Raw genomic sequence first — 21376 nt, forward strand, 5'->3', positions numbered from 1 at the left:
CCCCACCCGGCGACCCCACCCGCGGCATCCCCGGACCGCATGAGACACCCCCACCCGGCGACCCCACCCGCGGCATCTCCGCCGCACCGTCGGCGTCCTGGCAGGACCGGGCGCGTACGGCGGGGTGGCTGGTGCTGCGGCAGTGGGCCGGGCTGCTGTATTTCGTCCCGGCCATCCATCTGTCCGGGCTGGCGTTGGCGCTGCTGGACTCGGCGTTCGGCAGGGCGGAGCGCGTCGGCCCGCTGTCCCTCGGCGAGCCGAGCTGGTGGCACGGTCTGCTGGTGCCGCTGCCGCTCCTCGCGCTGTACGGGCTGACGGTGGCGTTCGGCGCGGCGGCGGCGGCCGCGGCCCGCCGGCTGCTGGGCCGCTCAGCCGCCGAGCGGCTGGCCGAGCTGGAGGACCGTACGGAACGTCTGCTGGAGCACAACCGGCTGGCGCAGGAGCTGCACGACTCCATCGGGCACGCGCTGACCGTCTCGGTGGTCCAGGCGGGCGCGGCGCGGGCCGCGGGCAGCGCGGAGTTCACCGACCGGGCGCTGGCCGCGATCGAGGAGACCGGCCGCCAGGCCCTGGAGGACCTGGAGCGCGCGCTGCGGCTGCTGCGCCAGGACGCGCCCCGCAGTGCCCAGCGCCCGGCACTGGCCGACGCCGAACGGCTGCTGGAGTCCGCGCGGGCCGCGGGCTCGCCGGTCCGCTCCCGGATCACCGGCGAACTCGCCGCCCTCCCCGGTCCAGTGTCGCGGGAGGGCTACCGCATGGTCCAGGAGGCCCTGACCAATGTGCTGCGGCACGCGGGCCCGGTGCCGGTGTCGGTGCGTATCGCGGCCGCCGAGGACGTACTGGAGCTGGAGGTGCGCAATCCGCTGCCGCCGGGGCCGCGGCCTTCCCCGGGCGGCGGGCGCGGGCTGCGGGGACTGCGTGAGCGCGCCGCGCTGCTGGGCGGCACCGCCGAGTGCGGACCGTACGAGGGCGAGTGGCGGGTGAGCGCCAGCCTGCCGCTGCGCCCCCGGTCCGCCGCCTGGCCGCCCCGCTGATGCGCCCGCTGCCTGTCCCTCCAAGACCCAGGCCCTAAGGTGATCACGTGCCGATATCCGTGCTGGTGGTGGACGATGAGCAGCTCGTGCGGGCGGGGCTGCGCGCGATCCTGGAGGCCCAGGGGGATATCGAGGTGGTCGGGGAGGCGGCGGACGGCGCCGCGGTCCTGCCGCTGGTGCGTCAGCTGCGGCCCGATGTGGTCGCCATGGACGTACGGATGCCGCTGATGGACGGGATCGAGGCGACCCGCGCGGTGCTGCGCGCCGTGCCCCAGCCGCCGAAGATCCTGGTGATCACCACCTTCGAGCAGGACGACTACGTCTATCAGGCGCTGCGGGCGGGGGCGGACGGGTTTCTGCTCAAGCGCTCGCGCCCCGCGGAGATCGTGCACGCGGTGCGGCTGATCGCCGAGGGCAGCTCGCTGCTGTTCCCCGCGGCGGTACGGGCCCTGGCCGCCGGGCACGGCACCGCGCGGGCCCGCGCGGACTTCGAGCGGGCGGCGCTGACCGAGCGGGAGCGGCAGGTGCTGCGCCTGGTGGCGCGCGGGCTGAGCAACGCGCAGATCGCCGCCGAGCTGCTGGTGGGGACGGAAACGGTCAAGACGCACGTCAGCTCGGTGCTGGCGAAACTGGGCGCGCGGGACCGTACCCAAGCGGTGATCGCGGCGTATGAGTCCGGATTCGTGGCACCCGGCTGAGGCGTGGGGCGGGGCGGGTCTCGCCGCACACCGGCCGACCGGTTACGATCCGGCACACAAGCAAAGCGAGGGAGACGGACGTTGGGGCGGCTCACCGGCGGGGATCCCTCCCTGCTGCGACGGATCAACTCCGCGGTGGTACTGCACGCGCTGCGTGCCGCCGACTCTCCCACGCTCACCGACCTGGTGAAGGTCACGGGCCTGTCCCGGCCCACGGTCGAGGGCGTCGTCGAGGGGCTGATCGAGTCCGGCCTGGTCGTGGAGGCCGCGGCCGAGGACAGCGCGACCCGGCGGCAGGGGCGCCCGGCCCGGCGCTTCCGGTTCCGCAAGGAGGCCGGGCATCTGCTGGGCATCGAGATCGGGCCGCACCGGGTGGCGGCGCTGCTCTCGGACCTCAGCGGCCGGGTGGTGGGCTCCGCGCAGCGCGCGGTGGCCGAGACGGCGTCGGCGGACGTGCGGCTGGAGAAGGTACGGACGGCGGTGGCGGAGCTGCTGCGGCGTACGGGCGTATCGCGCGGTTCGCTGCGCGCGGTCGGCGTGGGCAGTCCGGGCATCGTGGAGGCGGACGGCACGGTACGGCTGGGCACGGCGCTGCCGGGCTGGACGGGGCTGCCGCTCGGCGAGCGGCTGCGGCGCTCCTTCCGCTGCCCGGTGCTGGTGGAGAACGACGCGAACACCGCGGCGGTGGCCGAGCACTGGAAGGGCGCGGCGACCGAGACCGACGATGTGGTGATGGTGCTGGCGGGGCTGAGCCCGGGCGCCGGGTCGCTGATCGGCGGCCGGCTGCACCGCGGCTTCGGCGGGGCGGCGGGCGAGATCGGCGCGCTGCACCTGCTGGGGCGCGAGGCCCGGCCGGAGAAGCTGCTGTCCACCACCGGGGAGCCGCTGCACCCGCTGGACGAGGCGCAGGTGGCGCGGGTGTTCGCGCTGGCCCGCGAGGGAGACGTACGGGCCAGGGCCGCGGTGGACCGGTTCATCCAGCGGCTGGTGCACGATGTCGCGGCGCTGGTGCTGGCGCTGGACCCGGAGCTGGTGGTGGTCGGCGGCTGGGCCGCGGGACTGGACGGGGTGCTGGAGCCGCTGCGCGCCGAGCTGGCCCGTTACTGTCTGCGGCCGCCGCAGGTGACGCTGTCGCTGCTGGGTGAGGCGGCGGTGGCCACCGGCGCGCTGCGGCTCGCGCTGGACCATGTCGAGGAGGAGCTGTTCGCGGTCGAGGGGACCGTGACGGCCCGGCACTGAGGGCCTGGCTTCCGCGTCACGTATCGCCGGGCGGCCCTGGTTGTCCAGGGCCGCCCGGCGTCCGTGGCGTCAGCCGGCGAGGACGCTGACCGGGTCGCTCTCGCCGAAGGTGAGGCGGCAGGTGTCGGCGCGGTAGGTGGAGAGGGCCACGGCTGCCGTGCGGCCGCCCGCGAAGTAGCGGGTGGTGACGACCAGGACGGGCGCTCCGGGCAGCCGGTCCAGCTGTTTGGCGTCCTCCGCCCGCGCCGAGCCCAGCTCCACGGCCCGGTCCTGGCCTTCCAGTTCGAGGCGCTGCAGCTCGCGCAGCACGGCGCGGGCGCGGGCCGGCGCACCGGCCGCCGCTATGTCGGGAAGGCCCGGTACGGAGGCGGAGGGGACGTACAGCAGCTCGGCCGCGACCGGCTGGGTGTGGGTGACCCGGCTGCGATGGACGATGTGCACCACGTCGCCGGGCGCCGCCTCCAGCAGGCGTGCGACCGCGATGGGCACGGTCTCGGCGGCGGTGGCGTCCACCGCCTGCCAGGCGTCCCCCGGCGCTCCGGGCCAGGTGTGGCTGGCCGGGTCCACCGCGACGCCGACGCGCGGCGGGGCGACGGTGGTGCCCACGCCGCGGCGGCGCTGCAGCCTGCCCTCCAGCTCCAGCTGTTCCAGTGCCTGCCGGAGCGTGGCGCGGGCGACGCCGAAACGGGCGGCCAGGTCCCGCTCGTTGGGCAGGACCTCCCCGACCGCGAACTCCGAGTCAAGGGCATCGCTGAGCACGGTCTTGAGATGCCAGTACTTCGGCTCCGGCACCGATTCGAGCTGCGTGGTCCCCACCCTGTCCTCCGAAATGGCCATGTCGCCGACGGGGCTGATCCCCCGCCGGACGCGAGCTCGGATATGAGCGTTTCTTTATTAAAGGTTGTTGCAGTATGCCTGCGACGATATGGCGGCCCCCACCCTTGGTCAAGACCAATTGGGGAACCGTTTGCCTTCGGGCACCCGGCGCCGGGCGGCCGCGCACAGGGGGCCGGACACCGAGGTGATCTTGTGTGCGCGGGCCACGGCGGGCCCGGCCAGGGGACGCGGGAGCCACCGACCGCTCCCGCGACCCCTCCGGGTCCTGCCGCGCCCCGCCTTCCGCTAACACCACCGGCCCCGCGGGCGCCGCGCGGCACCGGCCCGCGCGGCGCGCGGGCAGGCCGGAGCCAGGCGTGAACGGGCCGCGGGGCGTGGGGAGTTCAGTTCCGGGGCAGCGAGGAGCACAGCCGCTCGATCTCTTCCTCGGTGTTGTAGTAGTGCACCGACGCCCGCACCCAGGGCTGCGGCTGGCCCGGGCGGGCCGAGGCCACCGACACGTTCACCCGCCGGTCGGCCAGCTGCCGCTTGATGTCCTGACTGTCGTGCCCGGCGATCGTGAACATGACGATCCCGCACTGCCGCGCCCCCGTGTCGTGGACCTCGGCCCCGGGGACGGCGCGCAGCGCCCGCCGCAGCGTCCCGGCCAGGTGTGCCACCCGTTCCTCGATCGCCTCCAGGCCGACGCCCAGGGCGTAGTCGGCCGCCACCCCGAGACCGGCCTTTCCCGCGTAGTTGGTCTCCCAGGTCTCGAAGCGGCGTGCGTCGTCGCGGATTTCGTAGGTGTGCTGCGAGGTGAGGGTGGCGGCGTGCAGGTCCAGGAAGGGCGGCTCCAGCTGCTCAAGGACCCGGCGCGAGCAGTACAGGAAGCCGGTGCCGCGCGGTCCGCGCAGGAATTTGCGGCCGGTCGCACTGAGCAGGTCGCAGCCTATCTCCCCTACGTCCAGAGGGAGTTGGCCGATGGACTGGCAGGCGTCCAGGAGGTAGACCACGCCTGCCTCACGGGCGGCCTTGCCGATTTCGGCGGCCGGGTTGACCAGCCCGTTGTTGGTGGGGACGTGGTTGACGGCGATCAGTTTGACGCGCTCGTCGAGCATGTCGCGCAGCGCGTCGACGTCCAGCTGCCCGGTGCTGTCGTCGGGGACGACGTCGATGCTCACCCCGCGGTGCCGGGCCGTCTGCAGGAAGGCGATGACGTTGCTGGCGTACTCGCTGGAGGTGGTCAGGATGCGGTCCCCGGGCCCCAGCGGCAGCGCGTAGAAGGCCATGTCCCAGGCGCGGGTGGCGTTCTCCACCACGGCGATCTCGTCGCGGTGCGCGCCCACCAGCCGGGCCAGCGCGTCGTAGGTGTGCTCCAGCCGTTCGTGCCGCTCGGCCGCCGCCTCGTATCCGCCGATGCGCTCCTCCAGGCGCAGGTGCTCCACGACCGTGTCGGTCACCTGGCGCGGCGGCAGCGCGGCGCCGGCGTTGTTGAAGTGTGCCCTGCGGTCACAGCCCGCGGTGTCGCGGCGTACCCGGTCGACGTCGATCCCCATGGCTTCGCTCCCCACAGCTCACCCTTTCCCGATCTCCCGCCCCCGTCGTTCATGTCGCCGCGCCCGAACACCCGGCTGTCCCCCACGCCGTGAACGAACCCCGCGCCGTGCGGCCACGCCCCGCGGCGCGGACCGCACCCCGCCGCCCGCGCCGTACCCTGCCGCCCCCGCGTCTGGTGCGCGCTAGTGCCCCGGCTGGAGCCCGGTGAGCTTGTCGGGGTTGCGCAGCACGTACACCGTCTGCACCTTGCCATCGGCGATGTCGAGCTGGAAGACCGCGTCCAGCACGCCGCCCACCGTCCCCACCACTGCCCAGCCGCCGTTGAGCTCCATGAAGGAGAACTCCATGCCGGGCGGTGTGCTGTGGGCCACGCCGATGAGGAAGCGGCCGACCTTGTCGGCGGACTCGATGACCCGCAGCGGCGCCTTGGACTTGCCGCCGCTGTCGCCGACCAGCCGTACGTCGTCGGCCAGCATCTTGAGCAGGCCGTCCAGGTCCTCGCCGACGGCCGCGGCCAGGAAGCGCTCGGTCAGATCGCGCTGGCGGGCCGGGTCGACCTCGAAGCGGGGCCGGCGCTCCTCGACGTGGCGGCGGGCCCGCCCCGCCAGTTGGCGCACGGCGGGCTCGCCGCGCTCCAGGATCGAGGCGATCTCGGCGTACGGGTAGCCGAAGGCCTCGCGCAGTACGAAGACCGCGCGCTCCAGCGGCGAGAGGGACTCCATGACGACCAGGACGGCCAGCGTCACCGACTCGGTCAGGGCGGCACGCTCGGCGGTGTCGGGGACGCGGTCGCCGAAGCGGGTGACCACCGGCTCGGGGAGCCACGGCCCCACGTAGGACTCGCGGCGCGACTGGAGGTGCCGCAGGCGGTCGATGGCGAGCCGGGTGGTGACGCGGACGAGAAAGGCGCGCGGTTCGCGCACCGTGTCCCGGTCGGCGGCCGACCAGCGCAGCCAGGCCTCCTGGACCACGTCCTCGGCGTCGGCCATGCGGCCGAGCATGCGGTAGGCAACGCCCAGCAGGATGGAGCGGTGCTCCTCGAAGAGGTCGGTGGCGGAGTCGGTCGGCACTCCTCTATCCCAGCTGGCACCGCGCCCCTTGTCCAGCGCGGATGGCAAGAATCCGCGGCGCCGGGGCGTGGCGTGCGGCACAGTCGCGGCCCGGGCGGGCCGTGTACGGGCGGCCCGGCGCCGTCGCCGGGTGCCGCTCAGTTTGGCGAAAAGCCGTCAAGCGGCGGCTACCACTGAGTAGTTATTGCTGACATCGTGTCTACAACCGGCCCCGCCGGGCTCCCTACCGTCTCCGGCATCCCCCGAGGAGCATCCATGGCCACACCGGTCTCCTTCGCCACCGTCACCCCCGCGGACCTGCCCTCCTTCTCCCTCGCCTACGAGCGCAAGGGCGCGGGCGAGCCGGTGGTGCTGCTGCACGGCATCGGCCACCACCTGAAGGCCTGGGACCCGGTTTCGGACATCCTGGCCGCCTCCCACGAGGTGATAGCCCTGGACCTGCCGGGCTTCGGCGCCTCGCCCGCCCTGCCCGAAGGGGTCGGCCACGACCTGGGCACGGTCAGCCGGCTGCTGGCCGCCGCCTTCGAGGAGCTGGGCCTGGACCACCCGCACGTGGTGGGCAATTCGCTGGGCGGCCTGCTCGCCCTGCGGCTGGGGCGCGACAAGCTCGTACGGTCGGTGACGGCGCTCTCCCCCGCCGGGTTCTGGACGGAGGGCGAGCGCCGCTACGGCTACGCGGTGCTCCAGGGCCTGCGGGTCGGCGCGAAGGTCCTGCCCGCCCCCGTGGTCACGGTGCTGTCCCGCTCGGTGGCCGGCCGGACCGCGCTGACCGGCGCCATCTACGCCCACCCCGGCCGCCGTTCACCCGCCGCGGTCGTCGCCGAGACCGAGGCGATGCGCGGCGCCACCGGCTTCGCGCCCACCCTGGCCGCCGGCCGCGGCCTGCGCTTCACCGACGACGTCCCCGACGTCCCGGTCACCATCGCCTGGGGCACCCGCGACCGCGTCCTCCTGCGCCGCCAGGGCATCCGCGCCAAGCACACCGTCCCCGGCGCCCGCCTCATCCGCCTCCCCGGCTGCGGCCACGTCCCGATGAACGACGATCCGGCGCTGGTGGCCCGGGTCATTCTGGACACGGTGCGGTGAGGGGCGGGGCGCGCTGAAACATCCTGGTGCGGCGGCCGGGCCGGAGCGTACGGCCTGGGTCGCGAAGAGGCGCGACGGCAGCGGGCGTTGGGTTCGCCGCGGAGTGCGGGGGCCGCACCACGCTCCGGGTCATCGCGTCGCTGCGGAGTGCTCGGGTCGGCAGCGCGGGCCGGAACGCCCTGATGTGACGCGCCGGCCGGCTCCGGGGCCGTACGGCTGGGTCGCGGAGCGCCGAGGTGGCATCGGTGCGATCAGGTGTCGTGGGGCGCCGAGGTGTCGCGGGGCGGGGCGGTGGCCGGTGGACGGCCGTGCGAGCGGTCGGTCTTGGCGGGGCGGCGGCGCAAGGCTCCGGTGCCCAGGGCCACGCCCGCGGCGACCAGGGCGCTGCCTGCCGCCTGGGCCGTGCCGTAGGTGCCCGTACCCGCGAGGGGGGCGGTGAGGGCGGCGAAGACGGGGATCAGGCCGGCGAAAAGGGTGGCGCGTTCGGCCCCGATGCGCTGCACGGCCGCGTACCAGCACACGAAGCCGACGACGGTGACCACGGCGGCCTGCCACAGCAGCGCGCCCGCCTCCACCGCGGTCGGCATCCGCAGCCAGTGGGAGCCGTCGGCGAGCACGCCGATCAGGGCCGACTCGGCGGCGGCCAGCGCGCAGCCCGCCGCCGAGAGGAGTCTGGGGCCGAGCGGGGCGAGGACGGGCACGGCGAGGATCGCGAAGCCCGCCTCGCCGCACATCGCCGCGACGGAGAACAGGATGCCGGCCAGGTCGGTGCGCCCCCAGCCCTGTACGGCGGCCGCCCCGGCGGCCACCACCAGCGCCCCGCAGACCACCGTCCGGGTGGGCCGGCGGCCGTCCAGCGCGGGCACGATCACCGCGACCAGGACCGGCGTACAGCCCACGAACACCCCCGGTACGGCGGGCTCCGCGGTGCGCTCGGCGGCCAGGACGGCCAGGTTGAAGCCGACCATGCCGACGGCGGCGGACAGCGCGAGGCGCCCCCACTGGCGCGGGGTCAGGGCGCGCAGCGGCGCCGTGCCGCGCCGGCCGAGCAGGGGCAGCAGGAGGAGGGCGGCCAGCCCGTAGCGCAGCGTCTGCCCGCCCGCGTACGGATAGTCGCCCAGCAGGCTGTTGACGGTGAAGGAGCCGCCCACGCAGAAGAAGGCGGCGGCGGCGAACAGGGCGCCGCTTCGATGGGTCCGATGCATGAGACGGACGTTATGGATCACCGCGGTCCGGCTTAAGGTCCAATCCCATGACGGAATCGGGGACCACTTCGGGCGGCGCGGGCGAGCGGGTCGGCGGGGACTGGAGCGCGGCGTGGGAGCTGCTGCTGCCGACCGCTTCGGCGGCGCCGCGCCAACGCGGCCGGGTGCTCCAGCGGGCGCTGCGCGACGCGGTGCGCTCGGGGCGGCTGGCGCCCGGGACCCGGCTGCCCGCCAGCCGCGAGCTCGCCGCGGACCTGGGGGTCTCACGGGGCCTGATCACCGACGCGTACGAGCAGTTGACGGCCGAGGGGTACCTGAGCAGCAGCCGGGGCGCGGGGACCTGGGTGAGCGGGACGGTACGCGCCGCACGGCCGTCCGGCGCCGCGCCCGATACCCAACCACCCACCCCCGCCTACGACTTCACGCCGGGCACCCCCGACCTCTCGCTCTTCCCGCGCGCCGCCTGGTCGGCCGCGCACCGGCGGGCGCTGGCCCGGCTGCCGCACCGGGGCCTGGGCTACCCCGACCCGCGCGGGATCCTGGAACTGCGCACCGCCGTGGCGGAGTTGCTCTCCCGGCGCCGGGGCGTACTGGCCGACCCCGAGCGGGTGGTGGTGTGCTCGGGGGTGGCACAGGCGTTGACGCTGATCGGCTTCGCGCTGAGCGGCAGCGGGGTGCGGTCGGTGGCCGTCGAGGACCCCGGCAGCCCGGAGCACGCGGCGCTGTTCGCGGCCACCGGCGTGCGGGCCGTCCCCGTGCCGATGGACGGCGACGGGCTGGACGTGGCGGCCCTGGCCGCGAGCGGCGCGCGGGCCGCGGTGCTCACCCCCTCGCACCACTTCCCTTCCGGGATCGCCTACAGCGCCGCGCGCCGGTCCGCGCTGCTGGAGTGGGCCCGTACGGCGGACGGGCTGATCGTCGAGGACGACTACGACGGCGACTTCCGGTACGACAGGGCGCCGGTGGGCGCTTTGCAAGGGCTGGACCCGGACCGGGTGGCGTACGCGGGGTCGGTCAGCAAGTCCCTGGCGCCCGGGCTGCGGCTGGGGTGGATGGTGCTGCCCCGGTCGCTGGCCGCGGACGTGGTGGCCCGCAAGCGGACCATGGACATGGGCAATCCGGTGCTGGACCAGGCGCAGCTGGCCGACTTCATCGCGCGCGGGGACTACGACCGCCATCTGCGGCGCTGCCAGCGGGCGTACCGTGCGCGGCGGGACGCGCTCGCCGCCGCGCTGGCCGAGCGCTTTCCCGGTGCGCAGGTGACCGGCATCGCCGCGGGGCTGCATGCCATCGTCGCGCTGCCCGCGCGGTACGGGCCCCAGGAGCGGTTCCTGGGCCGGGCGCGCGGTGCGGGAGTGGCGCTGCGGGCACTGTCCGAGTACGCCCTCGGCGGTGGCCGGTCGGGCGAGGACGGCCGGGTGCATCTCGTTCTGGGGTACGCGGGCCTGTCGCCCGCCGAGATCGCCCGTGCCGTCGCGGTGCTGGCCGGTGCGTGAGCGCGTCCGTCGGACCAGCGGCTGTGCGGTCGTGACGCCGCGGGCCGGTGAGGGGCTGGTCGCGCCCACGCGGCGGAGCCGCACAGCGACGCGGCCCCGCGCCCCTTACGGGGCACGGAGTGCCCAAGTGGCCGACGGGTGGGCGGGGTTCTGGACGGGGGCCGTCAACGGCAGCATCATCGGGCGCGGTCGCCCGCCGTTCACCGTGTGTTGGGGCAGTGGGCACCCGGCACCGATACGAACGGGACGTCACCGAGATCAGTACGGCAACAGGAGGTTTCCCATGGCGCGAGTTCCGGGTCCGGCGGCGGGGATCGGGCGGCGGGCGGTGCTGGGGGCGGCTGCGGGTGCCTCCGCCGTGGTGGCGCTGCCGTCGCGGGCGCTCGCCGCGCCCGCACAGATCCGCTCCGGGCGGCCGAGTGCCGCGTGGGGTGTGCAGGCCGGGGATGTGACGGCGTCGTCCGGGCTGGTGTGGACCCGCTCGGACCGGCCGGCCCGCATGATCGTGCAGACCGCCGCCACCGAGTCCTTCCGCGGGGCCAGGACCTGGTGCGGGCCGCTGCTCGGGCCGGGTACGGACTTCACCGGGACCACCGCGCTGCACGGTCTGCCGCCCGGCGAGCAGATCCACTACCGGGTGCTGCTGGCCGACCCGGACGACCCGCGGCGCAGGAGCCGGCCGGTGACCGGGACCTTCCGTACCGCCCCCGTGCGCAGACGGACCGATGTACGGATGCTGTGGTCCGGGGACCTCGCGGGGCAGGGCTGGGGTATCAACCCCGAGCTGGGCGGCTACCGCGTCTACGAGGCGATGCGCCGCCGCGACCCGGACCTGTTCCTGTGCAGCGGCGACAACATCTACGCCGACGGTCCGATCCAGGAGCGGGTCACGCTGCCCGACGGGCGGATCTGGCGCAACATCACCACCCCCGAGAAGGCCAAGGTCGCCGAGACCCTCGCGGAGTACCGGGGGAACTTCCGCTACAACCTCCTGGACGAGAACCTGCGCCGCTTCAACTCCCAGGTCCCGACCGTCATCCAGTGGGACGACCACGAGGTGCGCAACAACTGGTACCCGGGCCAGATCCTGGACGACCCCCGCTACACGGTCAAGGACGTGGATGTGCTCGCGGCCCGCTCGCGGCGGGCGTTCGGCGAGTACTTCCCCATCCGTACGCTCGGCGCCGGACGGGGCGACCGCGTCTACCGGGTCGTCCACCACGGCCCGCTGCTGGATGTGTTCGTCCTGGACATGCGCACGTACCGCAACGCCAACTCCCCCGGCCGGCAGCCCGCCGACGGCCAGGGCATTCTCGGCGCCGAGCAGCTGCGCTGGCTCAAGCGCGAGCTGTCCCGGTCGCGGGCCGTGTGGAAGGTGATCGCCGCCGACCTCCCCATAGGGCTCGTCGTCCCGGACGGCGCGGAGAACTTCGAGGCGGTGGCGCAGGGCGATCCGGGCGCGCCGCTGGGCCGCGAGCTGCAGATCGCCGAGCTGCTGCGGCACATCAAGCACCGCCGCATCACCGGCACGGTGTGGGTGACCACCGATGTGCACTACACCGCCGCCCAGCACTACGACCCGGCGCGGGCGGCCTTCAAGGACTTCGCGCCGTTCTGGGAGTTCGTCTCGGGTCCGCTGAACGCCGGAGGGTTCCCCGCGGTGAAGCTGGACGGGACGTTCGGGCCGCGGCAGGCCTTCGTCAAGGCGCCGCAGCGGGCGAATGTGTCGCCCGCCGAGAGCCCGCAGTACTTCGGTGAGATCGACATCGAGGGGGCGAGCGGGGAGCTGACCGTACGCCTGCGGCAGGACGACGGCGCGGTGCTGTTCCGCCAGGTGCTGCAGCCGGGACGGGTGGGGCAGTAGCGGCCGCGGAGTCTTTTACCCATCGGTCACAGAGCGTTTGTGATCAGGCAACACCGCTCCGCGAGGCTGTCTGCATGAATGAGGTGACCTCTGCGAAGAAAGCCCGCCGTCACCACTGGCGGCGGGACCTGGTCGAGCTGGCCGCGCTGTTCACGGCCGTGGCGGTGGCCGACTGTGTGGCCAACACGATCGCGCACGGCCCCTCGGGCCCGGGGCTGCTGGGTGTCTCGGCGGTGGTGCTGCTGGCCACGGTCGCGTTCCACACCTGGTGGTCACGCCGCCATCAGCACGCCCCGCCGCCGACGGACACCGATACCGGCCGTGATACCGGCGCCGCGGCGTCCGTCTCCCCCGCCGTCGCCTCCGACGAGGGCGGGCAGGGGACGGCGCTGTGGCGGATGCGCACGACCGTACGCGACGAGCCGGGCAGTCTGGCCGCGCTGTGCACGGCGCTGGCCGGGCAGCGGGTGGACATCCTCGCGCTGCAGACCCACCCGCTGTCCGACGGGACGGTGGACGAGTTCGCGCTGCGCGCGCCCGCCGCGCTGCCGGCCGCCGAGCTGACCCGTACCGTCGCCGCGGCCGGCGGGCAGCACACCTGGCTGGAGCGGGCGGACGCGCACGACCTGGTGGACGCCCCGGCCCGGGTGCTGGCCCTGGCCACCCGCACCGCCCTGGACTCCTCCGAACTGCCGCTCGCGCTGCGCCAGTTGCTGGGCCGGTGCACCATCCACTCGGTACCGGCCCGTTCGCTGACCGGACAGCCGCTGGCCGAGCAGGTACCCGAAGGCGGCATCCTGACCGAGCACACCATGAAGTTCCGCGATTCCTCCGGTGGCTCGCTCACCATCGAACGCCCTCAACTCCCCTTTACTCCCACCGAGTTCGCCCGCGTACGGGCGCTGGTGGAACTGGACTCCCGGCTGGGCCAGCGGGTGCCGCCGCGCCGCGAGGTGCTGACGCTGCCCGCGGGCAACGACATCACCGTGCGCCGCGCCGACACCTCCGACCTGGCCGCGGCCCGCGAGATGCACGACCGCTGCTCGCCGGGCACCCTCGCGCTGCGCTACCACGGGCCGGTGGGCGACGCGGACCGCTATCTGGCGCATCTGCTCAGCCCCCGCTTCGGGCGCACGCTGGCCGTGGAGACGGCCTCCGGGCGGCTGGTGGCGCTGGGGCATCTGCTGTGGGACGGCGAGGAGACCGAGGTCGCCCTGCTGATCGAGGACGCCTGGCAGCGGCGCGGCATCGGCGCCGAACTGCTGCGCCGGCTGGTGGCGATGGCGGCGGACAGCGGCAGCAAGAGCGTGTACGCCATCACCCAGTCCTCCAACACCGGGATGGTGGCGGCGATGCGCGGCCTGGGGCTGCCACTGGACTACCAGATCGAGGAGGGCACGCTGGTGATCACCGCCCGCCCGGCGGCGGACGGTGCGCAGCGCGCGTCGGCGGGCGCCACGGACGGGCGGCGGCCCGTACCGGCGCAGGAGGTTCCGGCACGGCGCTGAGCAGGAGTTCCGGTACGGCACTGAGCAGTGGTTCCGGTACGGCGCCGAGCGGCGAGCCGTGCCGTACGGCCGGGCGGCCCTACCCGTACGGAGAAACCCGCCCCGTCAGCATCGACCGGGAAATTGATGGTGACGGGGCGGGCCCTTCCGTATGAGGATGGGCCCCATGTCTGCCCACACCTCGCCCATCGGCGACCCGCTGCCCCGTCAGGTCGCCGACGCCTACGTCGACGCTCTGGTCGACCTCGACCCGATCCTCGGCACCTACCTCGGCCTGCCCGAGAGCTCCGGCAAGCTCCCCGACTTCTCCCCCGCCGGCCTGGAGGCGCGGGCGCGGCTCTCCCGCCGGACCCTGGACCTGCTCGCCGAGGCCGAGGCCAGGCCGGGCGGGGACAGCGAGGCCGAGCGGCGCTGCGCCCGGCTGCTGCGCGAGCGGCTGACCGCCGAACTCGCGATGCACGAGGCGGGCGAGGAGCTGCGCGCGGTCAACAACATCGCCTCCCCGCTGCACGCCGTGCGCGACATCTTCTCGGTCACGCCCGCCGAGACCGAGGCGGACTGGGCGGCGATCGCCCAGCGGCTGCGGGCGGTGCCCGACGCCCTGGACGGCTATCGCGCCGCACTCACCGAGGGCATCAAGCGTGATCTGCCCGCCGGTCCGCTCCAGGTGGCCACCAACATCGAGCAGCTGGAGGAGTGGCTGGGCACGGACCGCAGCTGGTTCGCCGACTTCGCCGCGGGCGGTCCCGCGTCGCTGCGGGCCGAGCTGGACGCGGCGGCCGAGGAGGCCACCGCGGCGCTCGCCCAGCTCCACGACTGGTTCCTGAACGTCTACGGCCCGCAGGTCGCCGACGCCCCCGACGTGGTGGGCCGGGAGCGCTACGCCCGCTGCTCGCGCTACTTCAACGGCACCGACCTGGATCTGGACGAGGCCTACGCGTACGGCTGGTCGGAGTTCCACCGGCTGCTGGGCGAGATGCGCGCCGAGGCCGAGAAGATCCGGCCGGGTGCGAAGTCGCCGTGGGAGGTGCTGAACTGGCTGGACGAGCACGGCGAGGCCGTCGAGGGCGTCGAGGAGACCCGGGTGTGGCTCCAGTCGCTGATGGACGAGGCCATCGAGAAGCTGGACGGCACGCACTTCGAACTCGCCGAGCGGGTCAAGCGGGTGGAGTCGCGGATCGCGCCGCCCGGCGGCGCCGCCGCCCCGTACTACACCGAGCCGTCGCTGGACTTCTCCCGGCCGGGCCGCACCTGGCTGCCGACGATGGGCCAGACCCGCTTCCCGGCGTACGACCTGGTCTCCACCTGGTACCACGAGGGCGTGCCGGGCCATCACCTCCAGCTGGCGCAGTGGGCGCATGTCGCCGAGAGCCTGTCCCGCTACCAGACGACGGTGGGCATGGTCAGCGCCAACGCCGAGGGCTGGGCGCTGTACGCCGAGCGCCTGATGGACGAGCTGGGCTTCTTGACCACCGCGGAGCGGCGGCTGGGGTATCTGGACGCACAGATGATGCGCGCGGTGCGGGTGATCATCGACATCGGTATGCACCTGGAGCTGGAGATCCCCGCGGACTCCCCCTTCCGTCCCGGTGAGCGCTGGACGCCCGCGCTGGCGCACGAGTTCCTGAGCCTGCACAGCGGCCGGCCCGCCGAGCACATCAAGAGCGAGATCATCCGCTACCAGGGCTGGCCGGGCCAGGCCATCGGCTACAAGCTGGGCGAGCGGGTGTGGCTGCTGGGCCGTGAGGCGGCCCGCGCCCGGCACGGCGCCGACTTCGACCCCAAGAAGTGGCACATGGCGGCTCTCTCGCTGGGCTCCCTGGGCCTGGACGACCTGCTCGCGGAGCTGTCCGCGCTCTGAGGCGCCGCTTGCCCGGCTCCGGGCCCTATGGGCAACCAGCCCCGGGCCCGGTGGCCGACCGGCTCCAGGGCCCGGTGCTCGCCCGGCGGCGGCCGGCCACTGCGTATCCCGTTGTGGCCGGCCGCCGTCAACCGTAAGGTCCGCTGTCATGACCAGCGTCTTTCTCCTGTCGGGCGACCCGCTCAAACCGGGCCGCCCCGATCCGCAGTTCGCCTCCGACGCCGCGTCCGCGCGCTCGGCCGGTGCCCGGGTGGCGGTGATCGACCACGAGGCGCTGGCCTCGGGGGACGCCCCGCGGGCCGTGGCGCGGGTGCCGTACGGGGCGGGCGCCGCGTGGTACCGCGGCTGGATGCTCACCGCCGAGCGCTACGAGGAACTGGCGGCGGCGCTGCGCGAGCGCGACTGCACCCTGCTCACCGAGCCCGGCCGCTACCGCGCCGCACACGAACTCCCCCACTGGTACGGCACGTTCGCCGCGCTGACGCCGCACAGCCGCTGGCTGCCGTGCCCGCCCGGCCAGGCCCCCGGGCAGGACGAACTGGCCCGCCTGGCGGCCCCGCTGCTCCCCGGCCCGCTCGTCGTCAAGGACTGGGTCAAGTCCCGCAAGCACGAGTGGGAGGAGGCGGCGTACGTCCCCGACGGGGCGGACACCGCGCATCTGACCTCGGTCGTCAAGCGCTTCGTGGAGCTCCAGGAGGAGTTCCTGACCGGCGGTGTGGTGCTGCGCTCCTTCGAGCGGTACGGGAGCGGCGGCGAGGCCCGGGTGTGGTGGGTGGACGGTGTGCCCGTACTGACCGGCGCGCACCCGGACGCACCGCTGCTGCGTCCCGTACCGGATCTGCGGGAGGTGGCGCCCGCGGTACGGGAGTTGGGCTGCCGCTTCGTCACCACCGATCTGGCGCTGCGCTCGGACGGGGTGTGGCGGGTGGTCGAGGTCGGTGACGGGCAGGTCAGCGGGCTGCCCGAAGGGGCGGACGCGGACGGGCTGTTCGAGGCGCTGGTGACCGCGGGCGAGGGCTTCCCGCTGGTGCTGGCCGAGGGGCGGCTGGAGCTGCGGGCCCAGCTGCCGCACGCCGCCGCTGCCCTGGCGGACGGCCACGGCGCCGGGCTGACCTGGGTGGACGGCGCGCCGCCGGCGGGCTCCGCACAGGGCGCCGGCATCGTCGCGCGGGCCGCGGCGGGCGGGCTGTACCGCCCGGGCTGGGGCCTCTTCGCGATAACCCGCGCCACGGACGGCACCGCCCTGGGCAGCATCGGCTTCCACGGCCCGCCGGACGAGGAGGGCACCGTGGAGATCGGCTACGACCTCTCGCCCTCGGCGCGCGGCGCGGGCTGGGCCACGGACGCGGCGCGGCTGCTGGCGTCCTGGGCGGCCGCCCGCGCGGAGGTCCGTACGGTCCTGGCGACCACCGATCCGGACAACACTCCCTCACAACGGGTGCTGGAGCGCGCCGGGTTCGAGCCGGTGGCGGACCGCGACGGCCTGCGGGCGTACGTCTTCGAGGCCACCTGACCCGGTGACCGCGCCCCCGAGCGGCGCGGGGAACTGCGCGACCGGCCACGGCGTGCCCGCGGTTGTCTCACAGCACATCCGGCGAAGCCTTCAGGCCAGGAGCCGGGCGTCAGGAGTCGTCGGACGCCAGGTGCTTGGCGAAGAAGGCATCGATGCGCTGCCAGGCGTCGGCGGCCGACTCCGGTTCCGGGCGTATGCCCATGATGAGGCGCATCAGGGGGCGCAGGGCCGGCGGCACGTTGTCGGCGTCGTTGAGGAAGGAGTGGCCGGCGTTCGGGTAGACGTTGACCTCGTGCTCGACTCCGGCCCGCTCAAGCGCCTCCTTGAGCTTGGGGGCGTTGCCGCGGAACGCGCGGTCCTTGGCGCCGTAGTTGGCGATGACCGGGCAGGCCGACGCCATCGTGGCGTGCAGGTTCTTGGGTACCTGCCCGTAGTTGGCCGCCGCCACGTCGTAGCGCCCCTGCCCGGCCAGTACGAGGGCGAAGCCGCCGCCCATGCAGAAGCCGATGACGCCGACCTTGCCCGTGCAGTCCTCGCTCTCCAGCAGCCACTGCCGGGCGGCCTCGATCTCCCCGTACGCAGGGCCCTCGCCGGCGGAGAGCTGGCGCATCATCGAGACCATGCACTGGCGGGCGGGACGGCCGTGGTAGAGGTCGGGCATCAGGGCGAGATACCCGGCCGCCGCCATCCGTTCGCCCAGGCGCCGGTTGACCGCGTCCGGGCCCCCTCCCTCGAAGAGCACCACTACGCCCGGCCAGGGCCCCTCCCCTGCGGGGCGGGAGAGGAATCCGGACAGCTGCGCGGAGCCGTGGTGCCGGACGCTCAGCCCGGAAAGATCAACCGTTGAGTTCATGGTGGTGACCGTACGGGAAACGGCTCCCACCAGGCATGGGTTATTTTCGGCCACCACGCAACTCCCGCGCCCGCGGCCGAACCGCTCCCCGCGCGCCGCCCTCCTCCTCAGCGGCGGAATCCTCCCTCGGAGTCGATGACCTGGCCGGTGATCCAGGACGCCTCGTCGGTGGCGAGCCAGGAGATCAGCCGGGCCGGGTCGTCCGGCTCGCCCCAGCGTCCGGCCGGGAAGAGCTCCGCCGTCCGCAGGATGTCCTCCTTGGTGGCGTAACCGGTGTCCACCGGGCCGGGGTTGACGGTGTTCACCGTCACGCCCAGGTCGGCGAGGGCGGTGGCCAGGGTGCGGGTCGCGGAGGCGAGCGCGCCCTTGGCCACGGCGTAGGCGACCTCCTCGGGCATGCCGGGGCCCAGGTCCTGGCCCGAGGTCAGCAGCACGACCCGGCCGCCGCTCTGTCCGTGGTGCCGCTGGCGGGCGTAGGCCTGAACGAGGAGGATCACGGACCGGGTGTCCACCGCCCAGTGGGCGTCGAGCATGGCGGCGTCGAGGTCGTCCAGGGGGCCGTCGCTGCCGCTGAGGGCGTGGTTGGCGACCAGGATGTCGATCCTGCCGCCCAGGGCGCGGGCGGCGCTGTCCACCAGGCGGGCGGGGGCGTCGGGGGCGGTCAGGTCGGCCGGGCCGTGCGCCACCACCGCGCCGGGCGCGAGGAGTTCGCGTACCCCCTCGGCGACCGCCTCCGGTCCGCCGGGGTCCGCGCCCCAGGGCTGGGCCGCGTCGTGCGGGGCGTGGTGGTGCAGATACACGCCGGCGCCGTACGCGGCCAGCCGTCTGGCCACGGCGTATCCGATGCCGGCCCGCCGGCTCGCACCGGTGACCAGGGCGGTACGGCCCCGCAGGGGCAGGGGCGCGCGGTACGGGGCGCTGGGATAGTGATCGTCTGTCATGGTGCCCCAGCCTCATGCCCACCGGGCGCCGCCGCCATGTGATTTACCGAACAGGGCCGCCGCCTCCACCGCTCACGCGTCCCTGAGCAGCTCGCTCGTCCCTCAGCCGACGAAGGTGAACTCGGGATAGCGCGCCGAGGGACCGTCCAGCAGATGGTCGTCGCGATGCCGCAGCCAGCGGTCGAAGAAGGAGGTGACATAGGCCCGTTGGGCCGCGACGGCGCGCTCCGGGTCGGCGGTGCCTATCTCGCCCTCCACGACGCCGCGGTCGAGTCCGGTCTGCGGCATGACCGTTTCGAGGTCGGTGTAGCTCTGGTGCCGGGAGCCGCGCAGGGTCAGATCGCGTTTCCAGCCGCCGCTGTTCTTCCAGAAGGCGCCCCAGGACGGCTCGGTGGTGTGGTCGTTGCCCTGGCTGCCCATCAGCAGCAGGGGCCGGCGCAGTCCGTGTTCGGCGACCGGCATCAGGTGGGTCCCCTCGGGCTTCTGGTTGTACTCCAGCGTGCCGTCCATGTTGATCCCGGCCTTGATGCGCCGGTCCTCGTACATGCCCTCGGCCGCGGTGATGCCACCGCCGGACTGGCCGAACATGCCCACCCGCCGCGGGTCCAGGGCCTTGGAGAGCCCGTGCGGCAGCGTGTCGAGGCGGTCGAGTACGAAGCGGGTGTCCGCGACCCGGATGCGCAGCACCTTCTCCAGCAGGGCCGGCACGGTGTCGTCCCGGCCGGCCTGCGCGAACTCCTTCAGCATGGGCGCGTTGCCCTTCACCGAGCCGTCGGGGAACTGGACGGCGGAGGCCTCGTAGGTGTGGTCGAGGGTGATCACGATGTATCCGCGGCTGGCCAGCTCCTCCACCAGCGCCGTGTTCCACGTGCGCGGGTCGCCGGTGCCCGGTGAGTAGATCACCACCGGCCGCCGGCCGCCGCGGGTGTCCACCGGCGCCTCTTCGTACGCGTGGGTGCGGGTGGCCGCCCAGTCGACCGTGCCGCGCGGCACCTTGTGGCCGGGGCCGCCGGTGGGGTCCGCGTCGAAGCGCTCGGCCGCGCCCGGTGCCATATGGGGCGCGAGGCGGTGGCCCGCGGTGCTCCGCGCCGGGTACCACACGCTGACCATCAGCTCGCGGTACGGCACCGTCTTCACCCACGGGTCGGGCCGGGAACCGTCGACCAGGCGCAGCGAGACCGTACCGATCGCGTGGCTGCCGGTGGGGGCGGGCAGCGCGACCCGCACGCCCGCCGGACGGGCCTGGGCGGGGGCTGCGGCCAGCAGGGTGGTCGCCGCCAGTCCGGCGGCCGCGAGCGCCCGGAGCCCGCGGCGCGACCGGGTGGAGCGAAGTGACCGGTTCGGTGGAGGAGTTGACGGAGCGGAAGGCGAAGTACTCATGTCTCCATGCTGATCAACGGCGGGCTCCTGGTCGATGGTGCTGGCACGACACCACGGGGTTCGGTCTGCCCCACCCCGGACGTGCGGATCACCCCAGGACGGCCTCGTACACATGTCACCCTCGGCCGGTCCTCGCCGCGCGCCCTCTCGGCAGCCGCAGCCCCCGCCGCCCGCCCTCTCAGCAGCCGCAGTCCTCGCCGCCGGCCGGTGCGGTCAGCGGGTCGGCCGGGAGCTGCCGGGGCCCCTCCCAGGTCTCGACGGCGTAGCCCTCACGGATCCAGTATTCGATGCCGCCGAGCATTTCCTTGACGTGGTAGCCGAGGCTGGCCAGGGCGAGCGCGGCGCGGGTGGCGCCGTCGCAGCCCGGTCCCCAGCAGTACACGACGACCGGGACGGCCGGGTCCAGCACCTGCCCGGCCAGACGCGGGATGTCCGCGGTCGGCAGGTGGACGGCGCCGGGCACATGGCCCTGGTCCCAGGCGGGGGTGGAGCGGGAGTCCACGACCACGAAGCCGGGGTCGTCGCCGGCCAGCGCGGTGTGCACATCGGCGACATCGGTGTGGCAGGCGAGTCGCGCCGCGAAGTACGCCGCCGCCTCGGCGGGCGCGGCGGGCGGCACGGCCAGGACCGGGCTCGTGGGAGTGGCCGAGGGGGCGGGGGTGCGCTGCGCTGTCTGTGTGCTCATGCCGAAGAATCTACGGAGCGCCCGCGCCGCCCGGAACCAATGATCAACGGCAAAACCCTTGATCCGCCGGGGATTTCCCTGCTAGACACCGCACATGACCGGTTATTCCCCCGACGCCACCGACTGGCGCATCCTCGACGCCCTGCAGAGCAACGGCCGCGCGGGCTTCGCCGAGTTGGCGCGCGCGGTGAACATGTCCGCGAGCGCGGTGACCGAGCGGGTGCGGCGCCTGGAGGAGAGCGGCGTGATCTCCGGCTACACGGCGACCATCGACCCCGAGCGCATCGGCCTTTCCGTCCTGGCCTTCGTACGGCTGCGCTATCCCAACGGCAACTACAAGCCCTTCCACGACCTCCTGGAGGGCACGCCCGAGATCCTGGAGGCGCACCATGTCACCGGCGACGACTGCTTCGTGATGAAGGTCGCCGCCCGCTCCATGAAGCACCTGGAAGAGGTCGCTGGCCGCATCGGCGCCCTCGGCTCGGTCACCACCAGCGTCGTGTACTCCTCTCCCCTGCCCCGCCGCCCGATCAGCCCATGAGGCCCCGGCCCCGGCGCCCGCCGGCCGGG

General features: G+C 74.2%; 18 protein-coding genes. 10 read left to right on the forward strand and 8 right to left on the reverse strand.

Annotated elements, in window-relative coordinates; translation table 11 throughout:
- The 3 genes from AC4IJH_RS29695 to AC4IJH_RS29705 all read left to right on the forward strand — a co-directional run.
- Window positions 1-1034, forward strand: a 1034-nt coding sequence (locus AC4IJH_RS29695; protein WP_490854993.1) for a sensor histidine kinase, incomplete at its 5' end; no start/stop codon positions are given.
- A gap of 47 nt (window positions 1035-1081) precedes the next feature.
- Window positions 1082-1732 (forward strand): response regulator transcription factor, encoded by a 651-nt coding sequence (locus AC4IJH_RS29700; RefSeq protein WP_490854994.1) that lies wholly within the window; start codon window positions 1082-1084, stop codon window positions 1730-1732.
- Window positions 1733-1813: 81 nt separating this feature from the next.
- On the forward strand, window positions 1814-2971 hold the full coding sequence (locus AC4IJH_RS29705; protein WP_490854995.1) for an ROK family transcriptional regulator: 1158 nt from the start codon (window positions 1814-1816) through the stop codon (window positions 2969-2971).
- Window positions 2972-3040: 69 nt separating this feature from the next.
- Here AC4IJH_RS29705 and AC4IJH_RS29710 read toward each other — a convergent pair whose 3' ends face one another.
- The 3 genes from AC4IJH_RS29710 to AC4IJH_RS29720 all read right to left on the reverse strand — a co-directional run bounded on the left by AC4IJH_RS29710 (window position 3041) and on the right by AC4IJH_RS29720 (window position 6414).
- On the reverse strand, window positions 3041-3787 hold the full coding sequence (locus tag AC4IJH_RS29710; protein WP_490854996.1) for a GntR family transcriptional regulator: 747 nt from the start codon (window positions 3785-3787) through the stop codon (window positions 3041-3043).
- A 404-nt stretch (window positions 3788-4191) separates the two neighbouring features.
- Window positions 4192-5343: an aminotransferase class V-fold PLP-dependent enzyme gene (locus AC4IJH_RS29715; protein ID WP_490854997.1), complete on the reverse strand. Its 1152-nt coding sequence runs from the start codon at window positions 5341-5343 to the stop codon at window positions 4192-4194.
- 183 nt (window positions 5344-5526) lie between these two features.
- Window positions 5527-6414, reverse strand: coding sequence for an RNA polymerase sigma-70 factor (locus tag AC4IJH_RS29720; RefSeq protein ID WP_490854998.1), 888 nt, complete (start codon window positions 6412-6414; stop codon window positions 5527-5529).
- Window positions 6415-6669: 255 nt separating this feature from the next.
- Here AC4IJH_RS29720 and AC4IJH_RS29725 point away from each other — a divergent pair, with 255 nt between their 5' ends.
- Window positions 6670-7500 (forward strand): alpha/beta fold hydrolase, encoded by an 831-nt coding sequence (locus AC4IJH_RS29725; RefSeq protein ID WP_490854999.1) that lies wholly within the window; start codon window positions 6670-6672, stop codon window positions 7498-7500.
- A gap of 251 nt (window positions 7501-7751) precedes the next feature.
- On the opposite strand, the gene AC4IJH_RS29730 is transcribed toward AC4IJH_RS29725, so the two are convergent.
- Window positions 7752-8705 (reverse strand): DMT family transporter, encoded by a 954-nt coding sequence (locus tag AC4IJH_RS29730; protein ID WP_490855000.1) that lies wholly within the window; start codon window positions 8703-8705, stop codon window positions 7752-7754.
- A 47-nt stretch (window positions 8706-8752) separates the two neighbouring features.
- Between AC4IJH_RS29730 and pdxR the strand changes: the two genes are divergently transcribed.
- The 5 genes from pdxR (at window position 8753) to AC4IJH_RS29755 (ending at window position 16947) form a co-directional block, all read left to right on the forward strand.
- Window positions 8753-10201, forward strand: a complete 1449-nt coding sequence (pdxR, locus tag AC4IJH_RS29735; protein WP_490855001.1) for a MocR-like pyridoxine biosynthesis transcription factor PdxR — start codon at window positions 8753-8755, stop codon at window positions 10199-10201.
- A gap of 283 nt (window positions 10202-10484) precedes the next feature.
- Window positions 10485-12065 carry an alkaline phosphatase D family protein gene (locus tag AC4IJH_RS29740; RefSeq protein WP_490855002.1) on the forward strand — a complete coding sequence of 527 codons (1581 nt, stop codon included), beginning with the start codon at window positions 10485-10487 and terminating at the stop codon, window positions 12063-12065.
- Window positions 12066-12139: 74 nt separating this feature from the next.
- A complete protein-coding gene (locus AC4IJH_RS29745; RefSeq protein ID WP_490855003.1) occupies window positions 12140-13573 on the forward strand; it encodes a GNAT family N-acetyltransferase in 1434 nt (477 codons plus the stop codon).
- A gap of 166 nt (window positions 13574-13739) precedes the next feature.
- Window positions 13740-15434 carry a DUF885 domain-containing protein gene (locus AC4IJH_RS29750; protein ID WP_490855004.1) on the forward strand — a complete coding sequence of 565 codons (1695 nt, stop codon included), beginning with the start codon at window positions 13740-13742 and terminating at the stop codon, window positions 15432-15434.
- Window positions 15435-15582: 148 nt separating this feature from the next.
- Window positions 15583-16947 (forward strand): GNAT family N-acetyltransferase, encoded by a 1365-nt coding sequence (locus AC4IJH_RS29755; protein WP_490855005.1) that lies wholly within the window; start codon window positions 15583-15585, stop codon window positions 16945-16947.
- A 109-nt stretch (window positions 16948-17056) separates the two neighbouring features.
- Here AC4IJH_RS29755 and AC4IJH_RS29760 read toward each other — a convergent pair whose 3' ends face one another.
- The 4 genes from AC4IJH_RS29760 to AC4IJH_RS29775 form a co-directional block, all read right to left on the reverse strand.
- The gene (locus AC4IJH_RS29760; protein ID WP_490855006.1) at window positions 17057-17800 is read right to left on the reverse strand and encodes a dienelactone hydrolase family protein; all 744 of its coding nucleotides are present in this window, start codon (window positions 17798-17800) and stop codon (window positions 17057-17059) included.
- Window positions 17801-17907: 107 nt separating this feature from the next.
- Complete coding sequence (locus tag AC4IJH_RS29765; RefSeq protein WP_490855007.1) at window positions 17908-18741, reverse strand: SDR family oxidoreductase; 834 nt, start codon at window positions 18739-18741, stop codon at window positions 17908-17910.
- Window positions 18742-18843: 102 nt separating this feature from the next.
- The gene (locus AC4IJH_RS29770) at window positions 18844-20121 is read right to left on the reverse strand and encodes an alpha/beta hydrolase family protein (protein WP_490855008.1); all 1278 of its coding nucleotides are present in this window, start codon (window positions 20119-20121) and stop codon (window positions 18844-18846) included.
- A gap of 178 nt (window positions 20122-20299) precedes the next feature.
- On the reverse strand, window positions 20300-20806 hold the full coding sequence (locus AC4IJH_RS29775) for a rhodanese-like domain-containing protein (RefSeq protein ID WP_490855009.1): 507 nt from the start codon (window positions 20804-20806) through the stop codon (window positions 20300-20302).
- Window positions 20807-20900: 94 nt separating this feature from the next.
- Here AC4IJH_RS29775 and AC4IJH_RS29780 point away from each other — a divergent pair, with 94 nt between their 5' ends.
- The gene (locus AC4IJH_RS29780) at window positions 20901-21347 is read left to right on the forward strand and encodes an Lrp/AsnC family transcriptional regulator (protein ID WP_490855010.1); all 447 of its coding nucleotides are present in this window, start codon (window positions 20901-20903) and stop codon (window positions 21345-21347) included.
- Window positions 21348-21376 lie beyond the last annotated feature (29 nt).

This window comes from Streptomyces sp. UF-297, assembly GCF_058245575.1.

Coding starts and splice junctions, on each gene's coding strand:
- AC4IJH_RS29715 (WP_490854997.1), bottom strand. CDS start 5,343: ATGGGGATCGACGTCGACCGGGTACGCCGCGACACCGCGGGCTGTGAC.
- AC4IJH_RS29725 (WP_490854999.1), top strand. CDS start 6,670: ATGGCCACACCGGTCTCCTTCGCCACCGTCACCCCCGCGGACCTGCCC.
- AC4IJH_RS29730 (WP_490855000.1), bottom strand. CDS start 8,705: ATGCATCGGACCCATCGAAGCGGCGCCCTGTTCGCCGCCGCCGCCTTC.
- pdxR (WP_490855001.1), top strand. CDS start 8,753: ATGACGGAATCGGGGACCACTTCGGGCGGCGCGGGCGAGCGGGTCGGC.
- AC4IJH_RS29740 (WP_490855002.1), top strand. CDS start 10,485: ATGGCGCGAGTTCCGGGTCCGGCGGCGGGGATCGGGCGGCGGGCGGTG.
- AC4IJH_RS29745 (WP_490855003.1), top strand. CDS start 12,140: ATGAATGAGGTGACCTCTGCGAAGAAAGCCCGCCGTCACCACTGGCGG.
- AC4IJH_RS29750 (WP_490855004.1), top strand. CDS start 13,740: ATGTCTGCCCACACCTCGCCCATCGGCGACCCGCTGCCCCGTCAGGTC.
- AC4IJH_RS29755 (WP_490855005.1), top strand. CDS start 15,583: ATGACCAGCGTCTTTCTCCTGTCGGGCGACCCGCTCAAACCGGGCCGC.
- AC4IJH_RS29760 (WP_490855006.1), bottom strand. CDS start 17,800: ATGAACTCAACGGTTGATCTTTCCGGGCTGAGCGTCCGGCACCACGGC.
- AC4IJH_RS29765 (WP_490855007.1), bottom strand. CDS start 18,741: ATGACAGACGATCACTATCCCAGCGCCCCGTACCGCGCGCCCCTGCCC.
- AC4IJH_RS29770 (WP_490855008.1), bottom strand. CDS start 20,121: ATGAGTACTTCGCCTTCCGCTCCGTCAACTCCTCCACCGAACCGGTCA.
- AC4IJH_RS29775 (WP_490855009.1), bottom strand. CDS start 20,806: ATGAGCACACAGACAGCGCAGCGCACCCCCGCCCCCTCGGCCACTCCC.
- AC4IJH_RS29780 (WP_490855010.1), top strand. CDS start 20,901: ATGACCGGTTATTCCCCCGACGCCACCGACTGGCGCATCCTCGACGCC.